General features: G+C 68.1%; 21 protein-coding genes, 1 tRNA gene and 1 pseudogene. 10 read left to right on the forward strand and 13 right to left on the reverse strand.

Features of this window, described 5'->3' with window-relative positions; genetic code table 11:
• Positions 1-55 precede the first annotated feature (55 nt).
• Complete coding sequence (locus tag AL346_RS03655; RefSeq protein WP_019404247.1) at positions 56-3,208, forward strand: efflux RND transporter permease subunit; 3,153 nt, start codon at positions 56-58, stop codon at positions 3,206-3,208.
• An 87-nt stretch (positions 3,209-3,295) separates the two neighbouring features.
• On the opposite strand, the gene AL346_RS03660 is transcribed toward AL346_RS03655, so the two are convergent.
• The gene (locus AL346_RS03660; protein WP_019404246.1) at positions 3,296-4,420 is read right to left on the reverse strand and encodes an anhydro-N-acetylmuramic acid kinase; all 1,125 of its coding nucleotides are present in this window, start codon (positions 4,418-4,420) and stop codon (positions 3,296-3,298) included.
• 107 nt (positions 4,421-4,527) lie between these two features.
• Here AL346_RS03660 and AL346_RS03665 point away from each other — a divergent pair, with 107 nt between their 5' ends.
• Positions 4,528-6,372: an SLC13 family permease gene (locus AL346_RS03665; RefSeq protein WP_019404245.1), complete on the forward strand. Its 1,845-nt coding sequence runs from the start codon at positions 4,528-4,530 to the stop codon at positions 6,370-6,372.
• Between the two features lie 7 nt (positions 6,373-6,379).
• Here AL346_RS03665 and AL346_RS03670 read toward each other — a convergent pair whose 3' ends face one another.
• Positions 6,380-7,474, reverse strand: coding sequence for an ATP-dependent RecD-like DNA helicase (locus AL346_RS03670; protein ID WP_026015490.1), 1,095 nt, complete (start codon positions 7,472-7,474; stop codon positions 6,380-6,382).
• 120 nt (positions 7,475-7,594) lie between these two features.
• On the opposite strand from AL346_RS03670, the gene mepA reads away from it, so the two are divergent.
• Positions 7,595-8,521 carry a penicillin-insensitive murein endopeptidase gene (mepA, locus tag AL346_RS03675; RefSeq protein ID WP_019404243.1) on the forward strand — a complete coding sequence of 309 codons (927 nt, stop codon included), beginning with the start codon at positions 7,595-7,597 and terminating at the stop codon, positions 8,519-8,521.
• A gap of 9 nt (positions 8,522-8,530) precedes the next feature.
• Here mepA and AL346_RS03680 read toward each other — a convergent pair whose 3' ends face one another.
• Both AL346_RS03680 and AL346_RS03685 read right to left on the reverse strand, forming a co-directional pair.
• Positions 8,531-9,280 (reverse strand): sulfite exporter TauE/SafE family protein, encoded by a 750-nt coding sequence (locus AL346_RS03680; protein ID WP_019404242.1) that lies wholly within the window; start codon positions 9,278-9,280, stop codon positions 8,531-8,533.
• A gap of 269 nt (positions 9,281-9,549) precedes the next feature.
• Positions 9,550-9,870, reverse strand: a complete 321-nt coding sequence (locus AL346_RS03685; protein ID WP_019404241.1) for a hypothetical protein — start codon at positions 9,868-9,870, stop codon at positions 9,550-9,552.
• Positions 9,871-10,157: 287 nt separating this feature from the next.
• Between AL346_RS03685 and AL346_RS03690 the strand changes: the two genes are divergently transcribed.
• A tRNA-Ser gene (locus tag AL346_RS03690) sits at positions 10,158-10,247 on the forward strand.
• 134 nt (positions 10,248-10,381) lie between these two features.
• Here the strand turns inward: AL346_RS03690 and AL346_RS03695 are convergent.
• From AL346_RS03695 to AL346_RS03700, 3 genes and pseudogenes are all read right to left on the reverse strand, one after another.
• Positions 10,382-10,843: pseudogene (locus AL346_RS03695) on the reverse strand (DNA adenine methylase); the annotation flags it as partial.
• Positions 10,844-11,101: 258 nt separating this feature from the next.
• Positions 11,102-11,722 carry an N-acetyltransferase gene (locus AL346_RS24485; protein WP_082312405.1) on the reverse strand — a complete coding sequence of 207 codons (621 nt, stop codon included), beginning with the start codon at positions 11,720-11,722 and terminating at the stop codon, positions 11,102-11,104.
• Positions 11,723-11,906: 184 nt separating this feature from the next.
• Positions 11,907-12,374 carry an SRPBCC family protein gene (locus AL346_RS03700; RefSeq protein WP_019404239.1) on the reverse strand — a complete coding sequence of 156 codons (468 nt, stop codon included), beginning with the start codon at positions 12,372-12,374 and terminating at the stop codon, positions 11,907-11,909.
• A gap of 50 nt (positions 12,375-12,424) precedes the next feature.
• Here AL346_RS03700 and AL346_RS03705 point away from each other — a divergent pair, with 50 nt between their 5' ends.
• The 3 genes from AL346_RS03705 to AL346_RS03715 all read left to right on the forward strand — a co-directional run bounded on the left by AL346_RS03705 (position 12,425) and on the right by AL346_RS03715 (position 14,092).
• Entirely contained in the window at positions 12,425-12,805 is a 381-nt protein-coding gene (locus AL346_RS03705) for a helix-turn-helix transcriptional regulator (protein WP_019404238.1), read from the forward strand.
• Positions 12,806-13,206: 401 nt separating this feature from the next.
• Positions 13,207-13,680, forward strand: a complete 474-nt coding sequence (locus AL346_RS03710) for a GNAT family N-acetyltransferase (protein WP_050996753.1) — start codon at positions 13,207-13,209, stop codon at positions 13,678-13,680.
• 106 nt (positions 13,681-13,786) lie between these two features.
• The gene (locus AL346_RS03715; RefSeq protein WP_019404236.1) at positions 13,787-14,092 is read left to right on the forward strand and encodes a putative quinol monooxygenase; all 306 of its coding nucleotides are present in this window, start codon (positions 13,787-13,789) and stop codon (positions 14,090-14,092) included.
• Between the two features lie 6 nt (positions 14,093-14,098).
• Here the strand turns inward: AL346_RS03715 and AL346_RS03720 are convergent, their stop codons facing one another.
• From AL346_RS03720 to AL346_RS03735, 4 genes are all read right to left on the reverse strand, one after another.
• Complete coding sequence (locus AL346_RS03720; protein WP_019404235.1) at positions 14,099-14,437, reverse strand: hypothetical protein; 339 nt, start codon at positions 14,435-14,437, stop codon at positions 14,099-14,101.
• Positions 14,438-14,667: 230 nt separating this feature from the next.
• Positions 14,668-16,098 carry a homospermidine synthase gene (locus tag AL346_RS03725; RefSeq protein WP_019404234.1) on the reverse strand — a complete coding sequence of 477 codons (1,431 nt, stop codon included), beginning with the start codon at positions 16,096-16,098 and terminating at the stop codon, positions 14,668-14,670.
• Positions 16,099-16,208: 110 nt separating this feature from the next.
• Positions 16,209-16,775 (reverse strand): GNAT family N-acetyltransferase, encoded by a 567-nt coding sequence (locus AL346_RS03730; protein ID WP_019404233.1) that lies wholly within the window; start codon positions 16,773-16,775, stop codon positions 16,209-16,211.
• Positions 16,776-16,897: 122 nt separating this feature from the next.
• Complete coding sequence (locus AL346_RS03735; protein ID WP_019404232.1) at positions 16,898-18,028, reverse strand: type III PLP-dependent enzyme; 1,131 nt, start codon at positions 18,026-18,028, stop codon at positions 16,898-16,900.
• Positions 18,029-18,614: 586 nt separating this feature from the next.
• Between AL346_RS03735 and AL346_RS03740 the strand changes: the two genes are divergently transcribed.
• Positions 18,615-20,195 carry a glucan biosynthesis protein gene (locus AL346_RS03740; RefSeq protein WP_053193271.1) on the forward strand — a complete coding sequence of 527 codons (1,581 nt, stop codon included), beginning with the start codon at positions 18,615-18,617 and terminating at the stop codon, positions 20,193-20,195.
• A 255-nt stretch (positions 20,196-20,450) separates the two neighbouring features.
• Here the strand turns inward: AL346_RS03740 and AL346_RS03745 are convergent, their stop codons facing one another.
• Positions 20,451-21,263 carry a creatininase family protein gene (locus AL346_RS03745; RefSeq protein WP_019404230.1) on the reverse strand — a complete coding sequence of 271 codons (813 nt, stop codon included), beginning with the start codon at positions 21,261-21,263 and terminating at the stop codon, positions 20,451-20,453.
• Positions 21,264-21,301: 38 nt separating this feature from the next.
• Entirely contained in the window at positions 21,302-21,691 is a 390-nt protein-coding gene (locus tag AL346_RS03750; protein WP_019404229.1) for a RidA family protein, read from the reverse strand.
• Between the two features lie 228 nt (positions 21,692-21,919).
• Between AL346_RS03750 and AL346_RS03755 the strand changes: the two genes are divergently transcribed.
• Together AL346_RS03755 and AL346_RS03760 are read left to right on the forward strand one after the other, a co-directional pair.
• Positions 21,920-22,924, forward strand: a complete 1,005-nt coding sequence (locus AL346_RS03755) for an ABC transporter substrate-binding protein (RefSeq protein WP_019404228.1) — start codon at positions 21,920-21,922, stop codon at positions 22,922-22,924.
• Between the two features lie 151 nt (positions 22,925-23,075).
• Positions 23,076-23,882: an ABC transporter ATP-binding protein gene (locus AL346_RS03760; protein WP_019404227.1), complete on the forward strand. Its 807-nt coding sequence runs from the start codon at positions 23,076-23,078 to the stop codon at positions 23,880-23,882.

A 23,882-nucleotide genomic window follows, 5' to 3' on the forward strand; every position in this document is an offset into this window, starting at 1 on the left:
CCCGCCGCGCCGCCGAAGGCCACGACCTCAAGAGTTACTGCCGAGAGTCACCACCATGCAGCGCTTCAACCTTTCGCACTGGGCGGTGACGCATCAGGCGCTCGTGCTCTTCTTCATCCTCGCGCTCGCCGTCGGCGGCACGATCTCCTACCTGCGCCTCGGCCGGGCCGAGGATCCGTCCTTCACCATCAAGGTCGCCGTCGTCACCGCCATCTGGCCCGGTGCCACCGCCACCGAGATGCAGGCGCAGGTCGCCGACCGCATCGAGAAGAAGCTGCAGGAGCTGCCCTATTTCGACAAGGTGCAGACCTATACCAAGCCGTCCTTCACGGCGATGCAGGTGACGTTCCGGGACAACACGCCGGCGCGCGAGGTGCCGGAGCTGTTCTATCAGCTGCGCAAGAAGCTGACCGATCTCAGGAGCGAGCTGCCGGACAGCCTCATCGGCCCCAACGTCAACGACGAATACGGCGACGTCGATTCGGTGCTCTACATGATCACCGGTGCGGGCCTCGACTACGCCCAGATGAAGCGGGTGGCCGAGGCGATGCGCCAGCACCTGCTCAAGGTGCCGAACGTCACCAAGGTCAATCTTTACGGCGTGCAGGACGAGAAGATCTTCGTCGAGTTCAGCCACGCGCGCCTCGCGACCCTCGGCCTGTCGCCGCAGGTGTTGTTCGATTCGCTGCAGCGGCAGAACGCGGTGACGCCGGCCGGCACGGTCGAGACCGGCGCCCAGCGCATTCCGCTGCGCGTCACCGGCGCGCTCGACGGGGCGCAGGCCGTGGCCGAGACGCCTGTCGAGGCGAACGGCCGCACCTTCCGCCTTGGCGACATCGCCAATGTCACGCGCGGCTTCGAGGACCCGTCCGACTACCTGGTGCGCCAGCGCGGCGAGCCGGCCCTCGGCGTCGGCGTCGTCATGGCCAAGGGCGGCAACATCCTGAAGCTCGGGGAGGATCTCGACGAGGCGATGGCGCGTTTCACCGCGGCGTTGCCGCAGGGCGTCGACATCGAGCGCATCGCCGACCAGCCGCATGTCGTCGACGGCGCCGTCGGCGAGTTCGTCAAGGTCTTCGCCGAAGCCCTCGGCATCGTGCTGCTCGTCAGCTTCCTGTCGCTCGGCTGGCGCACGGGCATCGTCGTCGCCCTGTCGGTGCCGCTGGTGCTCGCCTTCGTCTTCATCGCGATGTACGCGATCGGGCTCGACCTGCACCGCATCACGCTCGGCGCCCTCATCATCGCGCTCGGCCTGCTCGTCGACGACGCCATCATCGCCATCGAGATGATGGTGGTGAAGATGGAGCAGGGCTGGGATCGTGTGAAGGCAGCCTCCTTCGCCTGGACCTCCACCGCCTTTCCCATGCTCACCGGCACTTTGGTGACGGCGGCCGGCTTCCTGCCCATCGGCTTCGCCAATTCCTCGGTCGGCGAATATGCGGGCGGCATCTTCTGGGTCGTCGCCATCGCGCTCGTCGCGTCCTGGTTCGTCGCCGTGATCTTCACGCCCTATCTCGGCATGAAGCTCCTGCCCGACTTCGCGGCCAAGATGGCGAAGAAGCACGGCCACGGCATCCACGACGACCCGAACGCCATCTACCACACACCGCTTTACGAGCGCTTCCGCGCCCTCGTGCGCTTCTGCGTGCGCTGGCGCGGGCTCACCATCATCGCGACGGTCCTCATCTTCGCAGGCTCCATCGTCGGCTTCGGCCGGGTGCAGCAGCAGTTCTTCCCGCTCTCCGAGCGGCCCGAGCTGTTCTTCCAGATGCGCCTGCCCGAGGGCACCGCCATCGGCGTCACCGAGGCGACGGCGAAGGAGGCTGAGCGCCTGCTCGCGGGCGACGACGACGTCGCGACCTACACGACCTATATCGGGCAGGGTTCGCCGCGCTTCTGGCTCGGCCTCAACCCGCAGCTGCCGAACGAGGCCTTCGCCGAGATCGTCATCGTGGCGAAGGGCGTCGAGGAGCGCGAGCGCATCAAGGCGCGCATCGAGAAGGCCCTCTCGGAAGGCGCCCTGTCGGAGGCGCGGGTGCGCGTCGACCGCTTCAATTTCGGCCCGCCCGTCGGCTTCCCCGTCCAGTTCCGCATCGTCGGCCCGGATCCCGACGCCGTGCGCCGCATCGCCTACGAGGTGCGCGACGTCATGCGCGCCAATCCTAACGTCGTCGATCCGCACCTCGACTGGAACGAGAAGACGCCGTCGATCTCCCTCTCCGTCGACCAGGAGCGGGCCCGGGCGCTCGGCCTCAACGTCTCCGACATCGCCCAGTCGCTGCAGACGCTCATCTCCGGCGCGCCGGTGACGGTGGTGCGAGACGGCACGGAACGCGTCCAGGTGCTGGCCCGCGCGGTCGCCGAGGAGCGCCTCGACCTCGCGCGCCTGCCCGACCTCACCATCACCACGCGCGGCGGCATCGCGGTGCCGCTCGCCCAGGTGGCGCGCATCGACTACGGCCACGAGGAGCCGATCCTGTGGCGGCGCAACCGCGACATGGCGATCACCGCCCGGGCCGACATCGTCGACGGCATGCAGGCGCCGGACGTGACCAACCAGATCTGGCCCGCCCTCAAGGACATCCGCGACAAGCTCGAGCCCGGCTATCGCCTCGAGATCGGCGGCGCCATCGAGGAATCGCAGAAGGGCAACGCCTCGATCTTCGCGCTCTTCCCGATCATGGTGATCGTCATGCTGACGATCCTCATGATCCAGCTGCAGAGCTTCTCGCGGCTGATCCTCGTCTTCCTCACCGCCCCGCTCGGCATCGTCGGCGCCTCGCTCGCCCTCAACGTCTTCGACAGGCCTTTCGGCTTCGTGGCGCTGCTCGGCCTCATCGCGCTCGCCGGCATGATCATGCGCAACACGGTGATCCTGGTGGACCAGATCGAGACCGACGTCGCCGGCGGCCTCGCGCGCCGCGAGGCCATTGTCGAAGCGACGGTGCGCCGGGCCCGGCCGGTGATCCTGACGGCGCTCGCCGCCATCCTCGCCATGATCCCGCTGTCCCGCTCCGCCTTCTGGGGGCCGATGGCCATCACCATCATGGGTGGGCTGTTCGTCGCCACCTTCCTCACCCTGCTCTTCCTGCCCGCGCTCTACGCCCTGTGGTTCCGCAAGCATCTCGACGAGCGCGGCGGGGCCGAGGAGGAAGAGGCGGCCGAGGAGGTGCAGGGCACGCTGCCGCTGCCGATCGCGGCAGAATAGGCGGTTTTCCCAAGATCCAGGAACGACGCTCGCTGCCCCCCTCCCCTTGCGGGGAGGGGACGCGGTAGCCGATCCACCAGGGCCCCCTTACGGCATCGCCACCTGCCCGCCCGCCATCGGCTGCGGCACGCCCGTCGTCGTCGGGAAGCTGATCGGCAGCCCCCGGAGGCGCCGCACGGCGAGGAAGGCGAAGCACTCCGCCTCCACCGCATCGCCGCGCCAGCCCGCATCCTCCGCCATCACAGCCGTGACGCCCGCCCGTTCGGCGATGGCCGAAACGAGGGCGGGGTTGCGGCGCCCGCCGCCGCACAGCACGAGCCTGTCCGGCCGGCGCGGCAGGAGGTCGAGCCCGCGCCCGACCGCCGCGGCGGTGAAGGCGGTCAGCGTCGCCGCCCCGTCGTCCAGCGTCAGGCCTTCCGCCATCGCGGCCGTGAAATCGTAGCGGTCGAGCGACTTCGGGTAGGGCGCGGCGAGATAGGGATGATCGAGAAGCCGCGCGAGCCGCGCCTCGTCCACCCGGCCGCGCCGTGCGGCCGCGCCGTCGACATCCATCGCGCCGGCGCCGTGCTCTGTCATCCAGTCGTTGAGCGGGCCGTTGGCCGGACCGGTGTCGAAGGCGACGAGCTCATCCCCGCCGCCGCACCAGGTGACATTCGCCACGCCGCCGAGGTTGAGCACCGCCGCTTCCGGCCCGAGGCCCGCGCGCCGCAGCAGGGCGGCGTGATAGCTCGCCGCGAGCGGCGCCCCCTGCCCGCCGGCCCGCACGTCGGCGGTGCGGAAGTCGAAGACGACGGGCACGCCGACGATCCCCGCCATCAGGGCGCCGTCGCCGAGCTGGCGCGTGTCCCCCGGCCGTCCCGGCTGCGGCGCCCGGTGCAGCATGGTCTGGCCATGGAAGCCGACCGCCGCCACATCCGCCGCAGCGAGGCCATGCAGGCCCATGAAGGCCCTCACCGCCTCGGCCTGCGCGCGCGTCAGCGCCGCCTCCGCCTCGGCGAAGATCGCCGGCTCGGGCCCGGTGAAGTTCCACGCCCGCGCCGCCGCGACCGCCTGCGGCAGCAGGGCCTGCACCGCAGCGGGATAGGGCGACAGCGCATAGGGCCCGAGCGCATCGATCCGCTCGCCGTCCGTGCGCACCGCCGCGATGTCGATCTGCCCGTCGAGGGCGGTCCCCGTCATCAGGCCGATGGCCCAGACCGGCTTCGCATCCATCCCTGCCATCTCCATGCCGCTCGCGTCGTCGGGAGCGCCGGCCGAACCTTTGTCGCACGGCGCCCGTTCTGCCATGGTCCGAGATCAGCAAGACCCAGGGAGCCTCGATGACCCTCGACCAGATCCTGCTCTTTGCCCTGTTCGGCGCCATCCTGTCCATGCTGCTGTGGGGGCGCCTGCGCTACGATCTGGTGGCGGCGAGCGGACTGCTGGTGGCGGTGATGCTCGGCCTGGTGCCGCAGGAGAAGGCCTTTTCCGGCTTTGCCGATCCCGCGGTCGTCATCGTCGCGCTCGTGCTCATCGTCTCGCGCGCCTTCGAGAACTCCGGCGCGCTGACGCTCGTCACGCGGCGGCTCGTCAGCGACCACCGCCCCACGAGCCGGCATATCGCCATGACCGGCGGCATCGGGGCGGCGCTCTCGGCGATCATCAACAATGTCGCCGCGCTGGCCCTTCTGATGCCCATCGACGTCGAGGCGGCGCGCAAGGCAGGCCGCCCGCCCGGCGTCACGCTGATGCCGCTCGCCTTCGCCACCATCCTCGGCGGCATGGTGACGCTGATCGGCACGCCGCCGAACATCATCGCCTCCGGCATCCGCGAGCGCCTGCTCGGCAGTCCCTACGGCATGTTCGACTTCGCTCCCGTCGGCGGCGCGGTCGCCATCGCCGGCCTCGCCTTCGTGGCGCTCGTCGGCTGGCGCCTCGTGCCGCGCCGCGCCGACCAGGCGGCTGCGACGAAGCCGTCCTCCTTCGAGGCGGAGGTGAGCGTGCCCGAAGGTTCCGCCGCCATCGACCGCCATGCGGCGGACATCGACGAGGAAGCCCGCACCGCCGACGTCATCGTGCTCGGCCTCGTGCGCGAGGGGCGCAAGCTGCCGCGCACGCGCATGCCGGCCATCGCGGCCGGCGACAAGCTGCGCCTCAAGGGCTCGAGCGACGCCATCGCCGCCTTCATCAAGGCGCTCGACATGCAGCAGCCGGGCGAACAGGACGGGAGCGCCGAGGGGAAGGCCGACCAGCCCGCCGGAAGAACCGGACAGCGCAGCGGCAGGAAGGAAGACAGGAAATCCGAGGGCGAGGAGGAGGAGCAGCGCGACAAGGGACCGGAGGTGGTGGAGGCGGTGGTGCGGGCCGATTCGCTGCTCGTCGGCCGCTCGGCCGGCGCGATGCGCCTCAGGCCCCGCTTCGGCGTCACGCTGCTCGGCATCGCCCGCGCGGGCACCCTCACCCGCAGGGGTGTGCACGACAATTACATCGCAGCCGGCGACGTGCTTCTCCTGACCGGCCGCGGCACCGACAGCGCGACGCTCGACCTGCTCGGCGTCATCCCGCTCAGCCGCGCGAGCGTCGCCGGCACCTCGCCGGGCAGGGTGGCGATCACCATCGGCCTGTTCGCCGCCGCCATCGCGGCCGCCTCCCTCGGCGTCGTCTCCTTCACCATCGCCATCGCCATGGCGGTCGCTGCCTATGCGGCGCTCGGCATCGTGCCGGCGCGCGAGTTCTACCTGCAGATCGAATGGCCGATCGTCGTCATGCTGGCCTTCCTCCTGCCCATCGGCGCAGCCTTCGAGGAGGTGGGCGGCACCGCGCTCATCGCCGAAGGCATCGTCACCCTGACGAGCGACTATTCACCCGTCGTCGCGCTCGTCGCCATCATGGTGGCGACCATGACGCTGTCGGACGTCCTCAACAACGTCGCCACCATGGTCATCACCGGGCCCGTCGCCATCGGGCTTGCGCGTGAGCTCGACGTCAATCCCGACACCTTCCTGATGGGTGTCGCTATCGCCGCCTCCTGCGCCTTCCTCACGCCCATCGGGCACAAGAACAACACGCTCATCATGGGCCCGGGCGGCTTCCGCTTCTCGGACTACTGGCGCATGGGCCTGCCGCTCGAGGTCGTGGTGCTCGCCGTCTCGGTGCCGATGCTGCTGATCGTCTGGCCGCTGTAGCAGGGGCTCACATCACCAGCGTCAGGCGCTCGGCGGCGCGGGTGATGCCGGTGTAGAGCCAGCGGCTGCGGTGCTCGCGGAAGGCGAAGGATTCGTCGAAGAGCACGATGTCGTCCCACTGCGAGCCCTGCGCCTTGTGCACGGTCAGCGCATAGCCGTAGGTGAACTCCTCGAACTCGCGCCGCATCTGCGGCGTCAGCTCCTCCTCCCGCCCGTCGAAGAACTCCTGCGGCACGGACACCTTGACGACGTTGCGCGCATCTTCCTCGGACTGCACGCGCATCGTCACCACCGCCTTCTTCGAGCGCGAGGTCGCGAATTCCTTGATCAGCCAGGTGCCGCCGTTGAGCAGGCCCTTCTGCTTGTTGTTGCGCAGGCAGACGAGCTTCTCGCCCGCCGCCGGCATGGCGTCGCGAAAGCCCATGAGGTTGCGGATGCGGTTGTTGTAGGCCCGGCGCGTGCGGTTGAGGCCGACGAGCACCTGGTCGGCGCGCATGACGGCCTCGGCATCGATGTCGCGCTTGCCGATGATGCGGCTCTCGCCATAGGTGCCGTGCGACAGCCCCTCGCCCTCGCGCACCGCCATCGACATGCGGATGATGGGGTTGTCACGCGCCTGCCGGTGCACCTCCGTCAGCATCACGTCGGGCTCCGCCTCGGTGAAGAAGCCCCCGCCCTTGACCGGCGGCAGCTGCGCCGGGTCGCCCAGCACCAGCACCGGCGTGCCGAAGGACAGGAGGTCCTTGCCCAGATCCTCGTCCACCATCGAGCACTCGTCGATGACGATGAGCGCCGCCTTGGCGGCCGGGCTGTCGCGGTTGAGGACGAAGGTCGGGCTTTCACCCTCGGTCTCGCGCGTGCGGTAGATGAGGCTGTGCAGGGTCGCCGCGCCGGGGCAGCCCTTGGCCCTCAGCACGGAGGCCGCCTTGCCCGTGAAGGCGCCGAAGATGACCCCGCCGTCTACCCCCTCGGCGAGGTGGCGCGCCAGCGTCGTCTTGCCCGTGCCGGCATAGCCGAACAGGCGGAACACCTGCGTGTCCTTGCGGCGCAGCCAGGCGGCGACGGCGGCGAGCGCCTCGTCCTGTTGCGGCGACCAAGCCATGGCGGCATCCTTCCTTCCGTTCACCCTCGCGCCCGCGGCGCCCTCGAGGCGCATCGCGGCCGCATTCCGGGCCATTCTGGTCATACTCAATCGAGGTGATTCGCAACCGGGATCGTCACCATGCACCCTGCCCGCCTGCCGTTCGTCATCCTCCTCGCCGTCCTTGCGCTGGCGCCCGCCTGGGTGATGCCCGTCCATGCGCAGGAAAACGCGCGCCAGGAGGCGGCTCGGCGTGCGGCCGCGTTGAAATCCCTGCCCGAGGATGCCGCCAAGCGCTTCTTCGGCACGCAGACGAGCGCCGCCCCCCTTGCCGCCCGCGCCATCGGCTTCTATTCGCGCGGCTGCCTCGCCGGCGCCAGCGCCCTGCCGGTCGACGGCGAGACATGGCAGGTGATGCGCACTTCGCGCAACCGCAACTGGGGGCACCCGGCCCTCATCGCCTTCCTCGAGCGCCTCTCGGCGCGCGTGCCGGAGATCAACGGCTGGCCGGGCCTGCTCGTCGGCGACATCTCGCAACCGCGCGGCGGCCCGATGCTGACCGGCCACGCCTCCCACCAGGTCGGCCTCGATGCCGACGTGTGGCTGACGCCGATGCCGTCGCGGCGCCTGTCGCTCGCCGAGCGCGACGAGATCTCCGCCACCAATGTCGTCGCCGGCGACTGGAACGACGTCGACCCCACGGCCTGGACGAAGGCGCACACCGCGCTCATCCGCGCCGTCGCGAAGGAGCCGGCGGTGGAGCGCGTCTTCGTCAACCCCGCCATCAAGAAGGCCCTGTGCCGCGAGGCCGGGCGGGACAGGGCATGGCTCGCGACGGTGCGGCCGACATACGGCCACAACTACCATTTCCACATCCGCCTTGCCTGCCCGCCTGGCGAGGCGGATTGTCGCCCGCAGGCGCCGCCGCCGAAGGACGACGGCTGCGGCAAGGAGCTCGCCTGGTGGTTCTCCGACGAGGCACGCCATCCGAAGCCCACGCGCCCCGCCCCGCCCCTGACCCTGGACGACCTGCCGGCAGCCTGCCGATCGGTCCTCGTGGCGCAATAGGAACGGTGCTCAGAACACCTTGAAGGCGATGGCGAGCTCGCGCAGCGCCAGCAGCGAGATGACGAGCCCGACCGCGATCATCAACGGCTCCGGCCGGATGCGCTTGACGAGGTAGCCGGCGAGCGGCGCCGCCAGCACGCCGCCGACGATGAGGCCGGCGACGTTCCACAGGTGCGTGGCGCCGAGCTGGCCGAAGAACGTCGCCGAGATGGCCGCCGTGACGAAGAACTCCGACGCGTTGACCGAGCCGATGACCTTGCGCGGCGCATGGCCGGAGCCGATCAGCGTCGAGGTGACCATCGGCCCCCAGCCGCCTCCGCCGATGGCGTCGAGGAAGCCGCCGACGAGGCCGAGCGGCGCGGCGCCCGCCGGCGAAACGTCGGTCCTGCGCGCCGAGCGCGCGACGCGCAGGAGGATGAGCCCGCCCATGACGAGGAGATAGGCCGCGACGAAGGGACGGATGGCGCTGCCCTCGACATTGGACAGGACGAAGGCGCCGAGGCTGCCCCCCGCCGCGCCGGCGAGCGCGAGGCGCACGAGCAGGCGCCTGTCGATGTTGCCGTGCGCCAGGTGGGACACGCCGGACACGGCCGTCGTCGCCAGCTCCGCGGTATGCACCGCCGCGCTCGCATGGGCCGGCGGCACGCCCAGCGCCAGCAGGGCCGATGTCGAGATGAGGCCGAAGGCCATGCCGAGCGCCCCGTCGACCAGCTGCGCGCAGAAGCCGACGAGCGCGAGAAGAAGAAAATCGGAGACCATGAATGCCCCGCAGTCGCCCCGGCGTGGCCTTCATCCGCCGCGCCCGCAGCACCATACCGCGGACGCTTATAAACTCAATTATTTTGTTAATTTACGATTTTCACATTCAACATCCGTATTATACGTCCGCCACCAGGCCCGTCAGGCACGATACGCCCGTGCAGCGACGCCGCAACGGCCGCCGGACTGCTCGAAACAGGCACCGCATCATGTAGGAAGGCGCAACCACCATCACGAGGCCGGGGACGCTCAAGCTTTCGTGACGCGCCTCAGCGGTCGGTGGCAAAGCCGATGGGCTCGGGCTTGCGCCGGCCGATCCACATGGCGAGGACGCCGATGACGAGCGCCACGACCCAGGTCGGCGTCGTGAAGAGGGTGAGCAGCACCGGATCCCAGAGGAAGGGATGGATATGCCGCGCCACCGCCGGTTCGATGAGCGGGAAGCTGTGCGGCAACAGGGCAAAGAGCGTCGCCCCGAGTGGGGTGAAATCGAAATGCCCGTTGGCGATGCCGCGCGTGCTGTCGATGACGAAGGACACGAAGCCGGCGACGATCACCAGAAAACCGACAACCCGCAGGACGAACCGCATCTTGCACCCGTAAACGCTTCGACAAGGCGGCCGCGGCTCGACACCGCCGGCCGGAACGGGCGGAGCGGCCCCGAGACGGCAGTGACAGCCGATGCCGCCGCGCTTGCTCCGACCGCTCGCTTCCGTCCCATCTATCACCGGGCGCGACGTTCCATGCAATCAAATCGACGGCATCGGTGAATTGCCGCCGGAACGCCTTGCGCTCGCCGCCCGACGGGCTATATAACGCGCCCCATCCGAACGCGCCCCATGTCGGCTAACCGACCAACGGGCGCGCATCCGGACCCGGAGAGGTGGCCGAGTGGTTGAAGGCGCACGCCTGGAACGCGTGTATACGGGCAACCGTATCGAGGGTTCGAATCCCTCTCTCTCCGCCATTACCGCTGATTGCAGCACACCGCTAGGTGGTATGGCGAACCGTCAATTCGACGCTGTTGCCCGATGCTCGACTGTAGCGCGCAAAATCGCGTGCGACTCTGCGCAACATCACATGCGAGCGCGCGCCGCGCCCTCAAGACGGCCCTCGGATGATCACCTCGCGCACGGATTTGGCCGCGCCATTCCCGCCTGCCGTGTAGGTCAATTCGGCCGTCTCGATCCGTGCCCATGAGAATAGTTCCCGGACGTCGGGCACGTCGTTCAGCGTGAGGATGAAGCGGCCTTGAAGGCCCCTCAAAACGGCTGCCATCTCGGAGAACTCGTCGCGCCCGAACAGCTCCCGGCCGTAGTAGTGCTCGGTGCCCCAGTACGGCGGGTCGAGATAGAACAACGTGCCCGGACGGTCCCAGCGCTCGATAAACTGCCGCCACGGCAGGCACTCGATCCAGACACCAGCGAGGCGTTCATGTGCCGCCTCCAAGAGTGGCCCCAGCTTGCGCACGTCGAAACGGCCCGGCGCCTGGGTGTCGATGCCGAACACCCGACCGGCCACCTTGCCGCCAAACGAGAGGCGCTCCAGATAGAGGAAGCGAGCCGCACGTTGCCTTTGATCGGGCGCTCAGAGGCTCTCCATAGCTCAGACTGTCGGACGACAACAGTTTCCTCACCCATGCCGACATTGCTAAGGAGGTATTAAGGAGCTCCCTAGCACGTTAATGATGTAGACATAGTTCTCTGCTTCTTCGTTCTCGGCCCCCATCCTACTTCGCGCTGCGCGCTTCGCCGGGTTGGGCAAAGCCTTCGGCATGCGCTTTCGGCGCGATAAACGGCTAAGGAGAGCCCATAGCGGGCGCTAGCTTGTGCTGTTGCCCATCCAAACCGTTCGCGCTTTTGCTGCCCCCTCGATGGTCAGCTCCCCAAAGCCAAGCCTTCCCCAGAAGCGGATCGCTCGCGTATTCGCGCGATTGACCCCGACATGAATACCTTTGGCACCTTGCTGCACCGCAATGCTTCGCCATTTATCGAACAGCTTTGAGCCAAACCCACCCCCTTGAATACGGGGCGAAATCTTCAGGTGAAGATGGGCCGGATACTTGCCAACCACGCCTGCTGGCGTTCGCGTCGGGTGGTGGATCATGGATGCCCGCCGCTCGTCCGGCGTCCACACGTCCCGTGACGCTTCAGGTGGATCGGCATAGCGCAGCCGAAGTTGCGGCCACCATTCTCTTTCCAGACGATCTTCCCACTCTTTTGTGTCGATTACTCCAACAGCGAAACCTGCGATACCTTGGGAGTCCTCGATAACTAGCGCAAGCTGAGGCTCAAGCACTGCGTAAGGCGCGGCGTAGATGTGACCCATCATCTTTGGGTCATCATAGAGATGTGAAGCATCTCGTCCCTCAAAACCAGTGAGGAGAGATACAGCATACAGCGCTTCAATGTCTGCAGACTTGACTGGGCGGATATTTATCATCGTGCCTTCCTGGCAGGCCTTTGCTCAGTTTCGGTATAGCGTTTTCGCGTTGGCTAAAGGCTTCTAACCACAGGCGAATGACTGCTTTCGGACGCCGCCAAGAAATTCCCCCCGTCGGATGCGGATGGCAGAGCGCCGCCATGTATTGCCATTCGGCCCGCAAAGCCGCTGGCCGCCTGCCCCGCTACTTGTAAAATCCCTCGCGAAGCTTGATGCCGTGTTCGAGCCAGGCCTTCATGGCGCAGAGCATTCCCGTCCACCCCTCGCAATTGCCGTATGAGGCCGAGAGGCCTTGCGGCGTCTCCAGCCAGCCGTGTTCGGAGATCCGGACGAGCGTGCGACCGTCGTCGGTCGGCTCGAAGGTCATGGTGACGGTGGTTCTGCGAGCGCCGGAGGAATCGGCTGGAACGGTGTTCTCCTCGCCGTCCCATCGAAGGACGATGCGCCTGTCTTTCTCGACTTCCACCACATGGACGGGAAATGCCCCGGGAAAGTCGTGGAAGTCCCAAGTGACCACCGCGCCGGCTTCGAGCCGCCCTTTTGCGCCTCCCGTCGTGAAATATTCGGAGAGATGGTTCGGGTTGACGACCGCTTCGAAGACCTCTGCGACCGGTTTTGCGATGCGGCCCGTGATCGTGAACGTCAGGTCCATGGCCAGGTCTCCCTTGCTGTTCCGGCAAAGATATGTTATAAAAATATAACATGTCAACCGACGACGAAGACGACCGACTGTTCAAGGCGCTGGCCCATCGCTCGCGCAGGCGCATTCTCGATGCGCTCAAGGCCGGCCCTCGCACGACAGGCATGCTGTGCGACCTCCTGCCCGAGCTCGACCGATGCACGGTGATGCAGCACCTGAAGGTGCTGGAGGACGCGGGCGTCGTGGTGGTCGAGCGGCGCGGGCGCGAGCGCTGGAACCACCTCGACGCCTTGCCGATCCACGCCATCCATGAGCGCTGGATCGGCCCCTATGCGGCCTATGCCGCATCCATGCTCAGCCGGCTCAAGCGGGCGAGCGAGCAGGAAGCTCCTCGAAGACTTGAGCGGACGGATGCAGCGCAGGGCGAGGGCGATGAAACCTGACCGATCAAATGGTTTGGCAAGCCGCTGCCAGTGATCCGGCTGCTCTTGGCGAGTACTCCCGACTGTCGCTAAAGCGCGACGGCATCGGCGCCGTGTTCGGATCGGGCCGCAACAGGGCCTATGCTTGCAAGCCATCGCCCAATCGGCTAGCTCACTGCGACGTGCAATGCGAACCAGGGAGGCGCGCTCATGTCCAAGACTTCTGCCCCAAGCGCGCTCGCTGGTATCGGACAGAGCGACAGGCGTTAGGCCGGTCGCGCCCGGTCCCTTCTGAGCCAGTTCACCAGTCACCGGTTCTGCTCGGCCCGCACGGGCTTGAGAAGAACGGTGTGCATTGCCATGTCGGCCGATCCCACTCCGGGCAAAGGGTGGCGATCGCGCGAACAACTCCGGAATTGTTCATGAAAGACATCGAGCAGCGGGCTGCCGAAGTGCGCGCCGCCGTTACTGTCAGACCACCGAAGCGTGAGGACTATCGCTCGATCTTGTCGCTGCGGCCCCATCCGCACCAGGCAGCGTATATCGCCGGCAACGAGGAATCGCTTGAAGAAGCAGAAGACAATAGTGCCTGCGTACCGCTCATCATAACCGCGGCAGGTGAGCCCGTCGGATTCGCCATGTATGCACGCGATGAGGACGACGGGAACTACTGGATCTATCGCCTGATGATCGACGCTCGGTTCCAGGGCAAGGGGTATGGGCGAGCCGCCCTGGGGCAAATCGTCGAGCAGCTCTCGCGGCTGCCCGGCTGCCCCTGCGTCGTCCTGGGCGTGCATCCCGAGAACGAGCGGGCGCGCCGCATCTACGAAAGCTTCGGCTTCCGGCGCACCGGCGCTGTCATCGGGGGCGAGGTCGTCATGGAATACCGGTTCTGAGACCGGTCGAGGGGCGGCGCACACACGGGCGCCGCCCCTCCAATTGCCAGTCCCCTCCGCCCGCCCTAACCTGCCGTCACACCGGCATTCTGGGGGAGGCGACGCCATGTACGGACTGCTCGGCCAGATCATCGCCACGCCCGGCGCGCGCGACAGGCTGGCGGCCATCCTCGTCGAGGGCACGGCCGACATGCCAGGCTGCATCAGCTATGTCGTCGCCTATGACATGGAGGATGCCGACGCCCTGTGGGTGACGGAGGTGTGGAAGGACAGGGACAGCCACGCCGCTTCGCTCGACCTGCCGGCGGTCAAGGCCGCCATCGCCGAGGCGCGGCCGCTGATCGCCGGCTTCCGCAACCGCCACGAGACCCTGCCCATCGCCGGCGCGGGCCTGCCGGAGGACGCCGGCTGACGGCGTTCAATCGCCGTTGTCGGGCCGGCCCGAAAGCGCGACGTAGAAACCGGCGCCGTCGCGAGCCGGAAGCGGCGTGAGCCGCTCGACCCAGCCCTTGCGCCGCGCCTCGAGCAGAAGGCGGCCCACGGGCTGGAACAGGGTCTCTCCGCTCGTCGGCGAGGCGGGGTCGATGAGCACGGCGACGGATTTGCCCGCGGCGAAGCGGCTGCGCTCCAGCATCTCCTTGATGGACGCGAGCGCCCGCTGGCGGGCCACGCCGCGCAGGTCGATCACTGATTCGGCATCGGCGAGGCCGAGATTGCCGCGCAGCTTGGCTGCATAGATGTCGTCGAAGAAGGGCATGGGCGCGACAACTCGGGCAAGGCTACGCGGGCAAGGCTACGCGGATAAGGCAACGCGGATAAGGCAACGCTGGCGACAGACGCCGGACGACCTCGGGGTAGCCGGACCGGCACCCTGCGGGCCGCGCGGATCGCACTGTTGCCGACAGTCTGTCCATGCCCGCGCCGCCGCGTCAACCGCGACGGCGCCTGCTGCTGTCGAAGCGGAAACGAGGGCCTGTCGGCCCCGCCTCAGCGCACGATGACGTTCTTGAACTGCCAGGGGTCGTCGTGGTCGACGTCCTCGGGGAAGAGGACGCCGCGGTCCTGGAGCGGCGTCCAGTCGGTATAGCGGCCGACGACAGGGCCGAGATAGGGCCGCTGCACTTCGAGGCAGCGGCGGAAATCCATCTCGTCGGCCTCAACCACGCCGCGATCCGGGTTCTCGAGCGCCCAGACCATGCCGGCGAGCACGGCCGAGGTCACCTGCAGGCCGGTCGCGTTCTGGTAGGGCGCGAGGCGTCGCGTCTCCTCGACGGAGAGCTGCGAGCCGTACCAATAGGCGTTGCGCGCATGGCCGTAGAGCAGCACGCCCAGTTCGTCGATGCCGTCGACGATCTCCTCCTCGTCGAGGATGTGCCACACGTCCTGGATCTTCCACTGGCCGCCCGCCATCTCGTGCAGCGACAGCACCGCGTCGTCGCAGGGGTGGTAGGCGTAGTGGCAGGTGGGACGGTAGACCACCTTCCCGCCCTCGCGGGCGGTGAAGTAATCGGCGATGGAGATCGCCTCGTTGTGGGTGATGAGCCAGCCGTGCTGGGCATCGGCCGTCGGCGTCCAGGAGCGCACGCGCGTGCCCGCGCCGGGGCGCATGAGATAAATGCCGGCGCCGCAGCCGAAATCGTGGCCGCGTCCCTCGGGCGGCAGCGTCTTCTCGTGCGTGCCCCAGCCGAGCTCGGCCGGCTGCAGGCCCTCGGCGATGAAGCCGTCGACCGACCAGGTGTTGACGAAGGTGCCGCGTTCCTTGGGCTTCTTCGCGCGCTGGGTGTCGCGCTCGGCGACATGGATGCCCTTGACGCCGGCCTTCATCATCAGCTGCGCCCATTCCTCCCGGCTCGCCGGCTCGGGCTCGTCGAGGCCGAGGTCGGCGGCGAGGTTGAGGAGCGCCTGCTTGACCAGCCAGGACACCATGCCGGGATTGGCGCCGCAGCAGTTCACGGCCGTGCGGCCCGGGCCGAGCGCGCTCTTCATGTCGAGCACCGACTCGCGCAGGGCGTAGTTGGAGCGCTGCGAGACCGTGAGGCGCGGGTCCGTGTAGAAGCCGGCCCAGGGCTCGGCCACGGTGTCGACGTAGAAGGCGTCGCACTCGCGCGCGAGGCGCATCATCTCGGTCGACGACACCTCGACCGACAGGTTGACGAGGAAACCTGGTCCCGGCCCGGCCGTCAGCAGCGGCTTGAGGAGATGGTCGAAGTTCTCGCGCGTGATCGCCTCGTTGATGAAGCGGATGCCGCGCTCGTCGAGCACGCCGCGGTTCTTGGCATCGGGATCGATGACCACGAATTTCGAGCGGTCATGGGCGATGTGGCGTTCGATCAACGGCAGGGTGCCCTTGCCGATGGAACCGAAGCCGATCATGACGATGGGGCCGTCGAAGCGGGCATGCACGGGCCAGTCGGTCATCTCTTCACTCTCCTGGGCTGGCGGGTGATGTCCCGCGGGCGGGACGGACAAAACGGCTGCGACCGCACGAATGCGTGTCCGTGCGGCGCAGTCAATCAGAAAAGCAGGAATCAGGCCGCCCGGGCGTACCCCTCGCCGGCTCCGTGCGCCGCGGCGACGAGCTGGCCGAGGTCGGGCAGGGCCGCGGGAAGCCCGGTCGGTGAGACGAGGCCGCGCGCCCCGGCCAGCGCGCCGGGGGCGAGTTCGAGCCCGAGGAAGCGCTCGCGCGCGAAGGGGCCGGGCAGCCACAGGCCGCCCGTCTGCGCCGCCGAGAACCCGAAGCGCGCATAATAGGGCGCATCGCCCACGAGCAGGATGGCGCCGTGGCCGAGATCGGCCGCATCGGCGATGGCGCGGCGCATCAGCGCGCCGCCGACGCCGGCCGAGCGCATGTCCGCCGCCACCGCGAGCGGGCCGAGCATGAGCGCCGGCCGTGACGGACCGGCCGTGACGTGCCACAGGCGCAGGGTGCCGACGAGCCGCCCGCCCTCGCGCGCGGCAAAGGCGAGCCCCTCGGCCGGCAGGCGCCCTTCGCGCAGGCGCTCCGACGTCTTCGTGAAGCGCGCCGCCCCGAAGGCCTCGTCGAGCAGCGCCTCGCGTGCCGCGATGTCGCGCGGCTCTTCTTTCCCGATGATCATGGCAATGCCTTCCCCGTCCCGCGGGCGGGACGTTCCGTGCAACCTGCGTTGCTTCGTGAGGAAGGGGAGCCGGCCGCCCGGCTCCCGACGATGGCGGAGCCGGGACCCAGACGGGCCGCGGCTCAGATGTGATAGGCCTTCAGCGGCGGGAAGCCGTTGAACGCGACCGCCGAATAGGTCGTCGTATAGGCGCCCGTGCCCTCGATCAGCACCTTGTCGCCGATCGACAGGCTGACCGGCAACGGATAGGGCACCTTCTCGTAGAGCACGTCGGCGGAATCGCACGTCGGCCCGGCGAGCACGCAAGGCTCCACCGCATCGCCGTCGCGCGGCGTGCGGATGGGGTAGCGGATCGCCTCGTCCATCGTCTCGGCGAGGCCGCCGAACTTGCCGATGTCGAGATAGACCCAGCGCACCTCGTCGCTCGCGCTCTTCTTCGAGATGAGCACGACCTCGGCCTCGATGATGCCGGCATTGCCGACCATGCCGCGGCCCGGCTCGATGATCGTCTCCGGGATCGCGTTGCCGAAGTGGCGGCACAGCGCCTGGAAGATCGACGAGCCATAGGCCTCGACCGCCGGCACGTCCCTGAGGTAGCGCGTCGGGAAGCCGCCGCCGAGGTTGACCATCGACAGGCTGATGCCACGCTCCGCGCACTCGCGGAAGATGCCGGCCGCCGAGGCGAGCGCCTGGTCCCAGGCCTCGGTGTTGCCCTGCTGCGACCCGACGTGGAAGGACACGCCATAGGCCTCGAGGCCGAGGCGGTGGGCGTGCTCCAGCACGTCGACGGCGAGCGAGGGCTCGCAGCCGAACTTGCGCGACAGCGGCCATTCCGCACCCGCGCCGTCGCACAGGATGCGGCAGAAGACCCTGGCACCGGGGGCGGCGCGGGCGACCTTCTCCACCTCGTCCGTGCAGTCCACGGCATAGAGGCGCACACCGAGCGCGAAGGCGCGCGCGATGTCGCGCTCCTTCTTGATGGTGTTGCCGAAGGAGATGCGGTCCGGCGTCGCGCCGGCGGCCATGGCCATCTCGATCTCGGCGACGGACGCCGTATCGAAGCACGAGCCGAGGCCGGCGAGCAGCGTCAGCACCTCCGGCGAGGGGTTGGCCTTGACGGCATAGAACACGCGCGTGTCCGGCAGCGCGCGCGCAAAATCGAGGTAGTTGTCGCGCACGACGTCGAGGTCCACCACGAGGCAGGGACCATCCTCTCGTCGGTTGCGCAGAAATTCGCGGATGCGCTCGGTCATCGACCTGCTCCCAAAGCTCAACAGGGGGCGAAACCGCCCGGCATGACACGGATGCGATAGCCTGCGCCGCCACGCTGTGGAGACGTGACGACGACGAGGGGTTTCACACCCGAACGTGCTGCCTACGCTTTGGAAGGAATGCCTTCCGCACGCCTGGCAATGATGGACAAGCCTCTTCGGTAGCCCGAGCCGACCTTTGGAGGGTCGGTAGAGACCAAAAAAGCCCGTTCCGTCGTTGCTTTAAGCCGCGTCCCCCGCGGAGAGCGGAGTGCGCCGGTTTCGCCTCCGGCTGCCAGTCAAGTGTTCGAAGCGCTGGCGCTTCGGGCGGCTGTCCGGCCTCTTGTCCGGATGCCCACCGACTGGCACGCGACCACAGGCACGTGCGAAATTGGGCATGCGTTTAATAGTATCGTTGCTCGCCTCTCTCAAGACCCGAAGCGTGCAAAAATGTCGAAAAATTTCGTGCCCTCAGCGCAGCCCCGCCTTGATGCTGCCGCATGGGCGGATTGATGGGATCTTAAAGGTCGGAATGGCATCGTTCCGGCGTCGTTGCTCCCACGGGACGAGGACCAGAAAAGCGCAGCAGATGACGATGGACCGCCGCACCCTTCTCAAGATCGCCGCCACGGCCACCGCCGCCGCCTCCCTGATGCCGCGGGCCGCCCTCGCCCAGCAGGTCGACCCCTCCGCCCGCGGCCCGCAGACCCGCCCGCCCTTCGGCTTCGAGGATGTCGTTCGCCGCGCGCGCGATCTCGGCTCCCTGCCCTACGAGCGGCCGGCGAGCGCCGTGGCCGACGTGCTGGCCAAGCTCGACTTCGACGCCTACCGCGACATCCGCTTCCGGCCGGACAAGGCCCTGCTCGCCCAGAGCGGCGGGCCCTTCCGCATGCAGCTTTTCCACCCCGGCTTCCTCTTCCGCCAGCCGGTGACGATCAACGTCATCCGCGAAGGCGTGCCGACGCCGGTGCCCTTCTCCGCCCAGATGTTCGACTACGGCCGCACCAAGCTCGACAAGCCGCTGCCGGTGAACACGGGCTTCGCGGGCTTTCGCCTGCACTATCCGCTCAACAACCCGAAGGTGCTCGACGAGGTCATCTCGTTCCTCGGCGCGAGCTATTTCCGCTTCCTCGGCCGCAACCAGCACTACGGGCTTTCGGCACGCGGGCTCGCGATCAACGCGGGCGGGGAGCCCGAGGAATTTCCCGTCTTCCGCGAGTTCTGGGTCGAGAACCCGGAGGCCGATGCCGAACGCGCCACGATCTACGCCCTGCTCGACAGCCCCTCGATCGCCGGCGCCTTCCAGTTCCACCTCTATCCCTCGGCGCAAAGCGTCCTCGACGTGACGGCGACGCTGTTCCCGCGCACCAGCATCCCGAAGCTCGGCATCGCGCCGCTGACCTCGATGTTCTTCTCGGGCGAGAACGACCGCCACCTCGACACGGGCTACCGGCCGGAGCTGCATGATTCGGACGGCCTGCTCATCCATTCCGGCTCGGGCGAGTGGATCTGGCGACCGCTGCGCAATCCCACGCGGCCCTCCATCGCGGCTTTCGTCGAGAAGAACCCGCGCGGCTTCGGCCTGATGCAGCGCGACAGGCATTTCTCGCACTACCAGGATCTCGACCTCCACTACCAGACGCGTCCCAGCTACTGGATCGAGCCGCGCGGCGACTGGGGCGACGGCCATGTGGAGCTCATCGAGCTGCCCACCGGCGACGAGACGAACGACAACATCGTCGCCGCATGGATCCCCCAGCAGGCGCCGGATCGCGGGCAGGAACTGACCTTCGGCTACCGCATCACCGCCCTCGACCGGGAGACGGAGATGCACACCGGCGGCAAGGTGCTCAACACCTTCGTCACGGTGCCGAAGGCCCACGGCTCGAACGAGCCGGTGCCCGCGGGGGCGCGGCGCTATCTCGTCGACTTCAACGGCGACGACCTGCCCTATTATCTCGGCGATCCGCAGCTGGTGCAGGTCGACGCCAGCCTCTCGGCCGGCCAGGTCACGCGCGCCTTCGTGCTGCCGAACCCGGCCATCGGCGGCTTCCGCGCCTCCATCGACATCGAGGTGCCGGAAGGCCAGACGGGCGACGTGCGCGCCTTCCTGCGCGCCGGCGACAAGGCGCTGACCGAGACCTGGATCTATCCCTGGTCGAGCCAGTAAGGGACTTTTTCGGGCGCTCTGGGAACCAACGAGCGTGAGCCGGGTGCACTATCCCCTCCCCCCTTGCGAAGGGGAGGGCCGGGGTTGGGGGCAGTGCCGCTGGCTGGTCACCTATCGTCGGTGCTGCCAAGGTCGGGACGATGGCCGGAGAATGACGGGCTGCCGCCTGCAGGCGGCACCGCCGCCCACCCCTAGCCCCTCCCCGCCACTTCGTGGGAGGAGGAGGACAGGCTGCTCCCTCGTCTCTGTCCGCGCTCAAGCCAGACCGGTCTTCCCGTCCCGCCACGGCTGCGGCGGCGGGCAGTCCGCCACTTCGCGCAGCATGGCGATGAAGGCCTCGGCGCCGTGGATGGCGCAGGCCTCGCCCTTCTCGCGGCTGGCGCTCGCGGCGTCGCCCATGGCGCCGGCCTCGTGCAGGTCCTGGCTCATCCAGCCGAAGGACGTCGCCGTCCCGATGCCGATGTGGCGATAGCGCTGCTCCATGGCGAGCGAGCGCGGCTCGAAGTTCTCGGCCTTGTCCATGCGCACGGTATCGGGCCGGAAGGCGAGCATCAGCGAGGTCTCCACCTCGCCCGCATGGATGCCGTGCCTCAGTTCGCGCGCGGCGAAGAGGTCGGGATAGCCGAAACGGTGCCAGGAGGCCGAGACCACCAGCATGGCGTGGGCAACGCGCAGCTCGCGGCCCACGATGTCGATGATGGCGACGTTGCCGCCGTGCGAGTTGACAATGACGAGCTTGCGGCAGCCGGCCCGGGCGATGCTCTGACCGATGTCCGTCCAGGCCCGCATCGCCGTCTCGGCCGATAAAGTGAGCGTGCCCGGATAGGCGAGATGCTCGTTCGACTTGCCGACCGCCTGCACCGGCAGGAAGAGCACGGGCAGATCGTCGGGCAGACGCCGCGCCACCGCGTCGAGATAGCCCTGCATGATATGGGTGTCGACGCCGACCGGCAGGTGCGGGCCGTGCTGCTCGACAGCAGCGACCGGCAGCACGGCGATCGCCTCGCCCATGGGCAGCCGGCGGAAATCGTCGCTCGTCAGGTCGATCCAGTAGCGGGAGGGGAACATGGCGGCAGGTCCTCGGCTTGCGGAATGTCAGCCCGGCGTCAGCCCTTGGCGGCGGCGATGATCTCCACCTCCACCTTGAACTCCTCGCGCGTGAAGCCGGAGACGATCATCAGCGTGGAGGCCGGCGGCGGCTCGCGCACGAATCGGTCGCGCACCTCCATATAGGCCTTCATGAAGGCCCTGTCGGTGACATAGGCGCTGATGCGCACGATGTCGCCGAAATCCATATCCGCCTCGGCCAGGATCGCGCCGATGGCGCGGAAGCACAGCTCGGCCTGGGCGCCGGCATCGTCCGGCACCTCGTCGTTGACGCTGATGCCGAGCTGGCCGGACGCGAACAGCATGCGGCTGCCGGCCTGCACCTCGACGGCATGGCTGTAGCGGGCGAAGGGCGGGCGGACACCCGCCGGGCTATGGGCCTTGTTCATTCTTGTCCGTCCGTTGCTCGGAGACTTGCCACACCATCGCGGACGCGCCGCATCACGGCAACGCCCGAATGGGAAGGGCGCCATGCGCCGGGCGGGACCGCCGCCTCGCCGTCCGGCACGGGTCTTGCCAGCGCCGTGCCCGGATCGCCGTTGAACCTTGCCAACCGGCGCGCTGGCATCGCACAACAGGCATCTTCGCTGGAAGGCTGCGCAAGAGGGAGGCAGCGCATGATCGGTTCAAAGGCACTGGCGGCAGGTGTGACGGCCTTGGCCATGCTCGCGGCAACGGGCGGCGCAGAGGCGCTCGACAAGGTACGCTTCGGCACCAACTGGGTCGCCCAGGCCGAGCACGGCGGCTACTACCAGGCCCTCGTCGACGGCACCTACGAGAAATACGGCCTCGACGTCGAGATCGTCCCCGGCGGGCCGCAATCCAACAACCGCATGCTGCTGCCGGTCGGCAAGCTCGACTTCTACATGGGCGGCAACATGATCCAGGCCTTCTCGGCCGTGCAGGAGAACATCCCGACCCTCATCGTCGCCGCCCATTTCCAGAAGGACCCGCAGGTCATCATCTCCCACCCCGGTATGGACAAGTGGGAGGACCTCAAGGGCGCCACGCTGCTGATCTCCAAGGAGGGCCTCGCCTCCTTCTACCAGTGGATGGTGACCCAGTACGGCTTCAACGAGAGCCAGGTCCGCCCCTACAACTACAACGCCGCCCCCTTCATCGCGGACAAGAAGGCGGGCCAGCAGGGCTACCTCACCTCCGAGCCGCTCGCCGTCGAGCGCGAGGCCGGCTTCAAGCCCAACGTCTTCCTGCTCGCCGACTACGGCTTCTCGACCTATGCGACGACCGTCGAGACGCGCCGCGACCTCGTCGAGAAGAACCCCGATCTCGTGCAGCGCTTCGTCGATGCCTCGGCCATCGGCTGGTACAATTACCTCTACGGCGACAACGCCAAGGCCAACGAGGCCATCAAGCGCGACAACCCGGAGATGACCGACGAGCAGATCGCCTATTCCATCGCCAAAATGAAGGAATACGGCATCGTCGATTCGGGCGACGCGGTCGAGAAGGGCATCGGCGCGATGAGCGACGAGCGCATGAAGGACTTCTTCGACAAGATGGTGAAGGCCGGCGTCGTGCCGGCGGACCTCGACTACAAGAAGAGCTACACCCTTCAGTTCGTGAACAAGGGCGTCGGCCTCGACCTCAAGCCCAAGAACTGATGGGACACGAAGCGGCCGGGAAACCGGCAACGGCTCGCCCCGGGCGGTTGACGCGCCGGGGCGGGGAGTGCAAGCACTGACGCAATCGACGCCAAGACGAATGCGCGGCATGCCGCCCGGCGGCATGAGATCCAACGACGCTCGAGACCCAATGACGCTCGCTTCGCTGTCGCCGACCCTCGCGGACCGGGAACCGGTCGTGTCCCTCAGCGGGGTCGGCAAGACGTTCTCCAACGGCACGGTGGCGCTCGAGAACCTCGATCTCGACGTCTTCCCGGGCGAGTTCCTGTCGCTGCTCGGGCCATCGGGCTGCGGCAAATCGACGGCGCTGCGGCTGATGGCCGGCCTCGGCCGGGCGACGCGCGGCGAGGTCTCCATCGCCCGCCACGACCCCGGCGAGCATCGCGGCGACATCGGCTTCGTCTTTCAGGAGCCGACGCTCATGCCCTGGGCAACGGTGGCCGACAACGTCTGGCTGCCCCTGCGCCTCAAGGGCGTTTCGCGGGCGAAGGCGGATGCGGTGATCCGCGACAGCCTCGCGCTCGTCGGTCTCGCGAGCTTTGCCGGCGCCTATCCGCGCGAATTGTCCGGCGGCATGAAGATGCGCGTCTCCATCGCCCGCGCGCTGGCGACCAAACCCTCCATCCTCCTGATGGACGAGCCCTTCGCGGCGCTCGACGAGATCACCCGCTTCAAGCTCAACGACGATCTCCTGCGCCTCAAGGCCGAGCTCGGCTGCACGGTCGTCTTCGTCACCCATTCGGTTTACGAGAGCGTCTACATGTCGAGCCGCATCGTGGTGATGGCGGCGCGCCCGGGCCGCGTCGTCTCGACGATCGAGGTCGACGCGCCGATGCCGCGCAGCGAGAGCTTCCGCGCCACGCCGCGCTATGCCGAACTGTGCCGTGAGGCCTCCGCCGCCCTGCACGGCGCCATGGCGCCCGACGATCATCTCTAG

The organism is Chelatococcus sp. CO-6, assembly GCF_001271345.1.
Lineage (GTDB): Bacteria > Pseudomonadota > Alphaproteobacteria > Rhizobiales > Beijerinckiaceae > Chelatococcus_A > Chelatococcus_A caeni.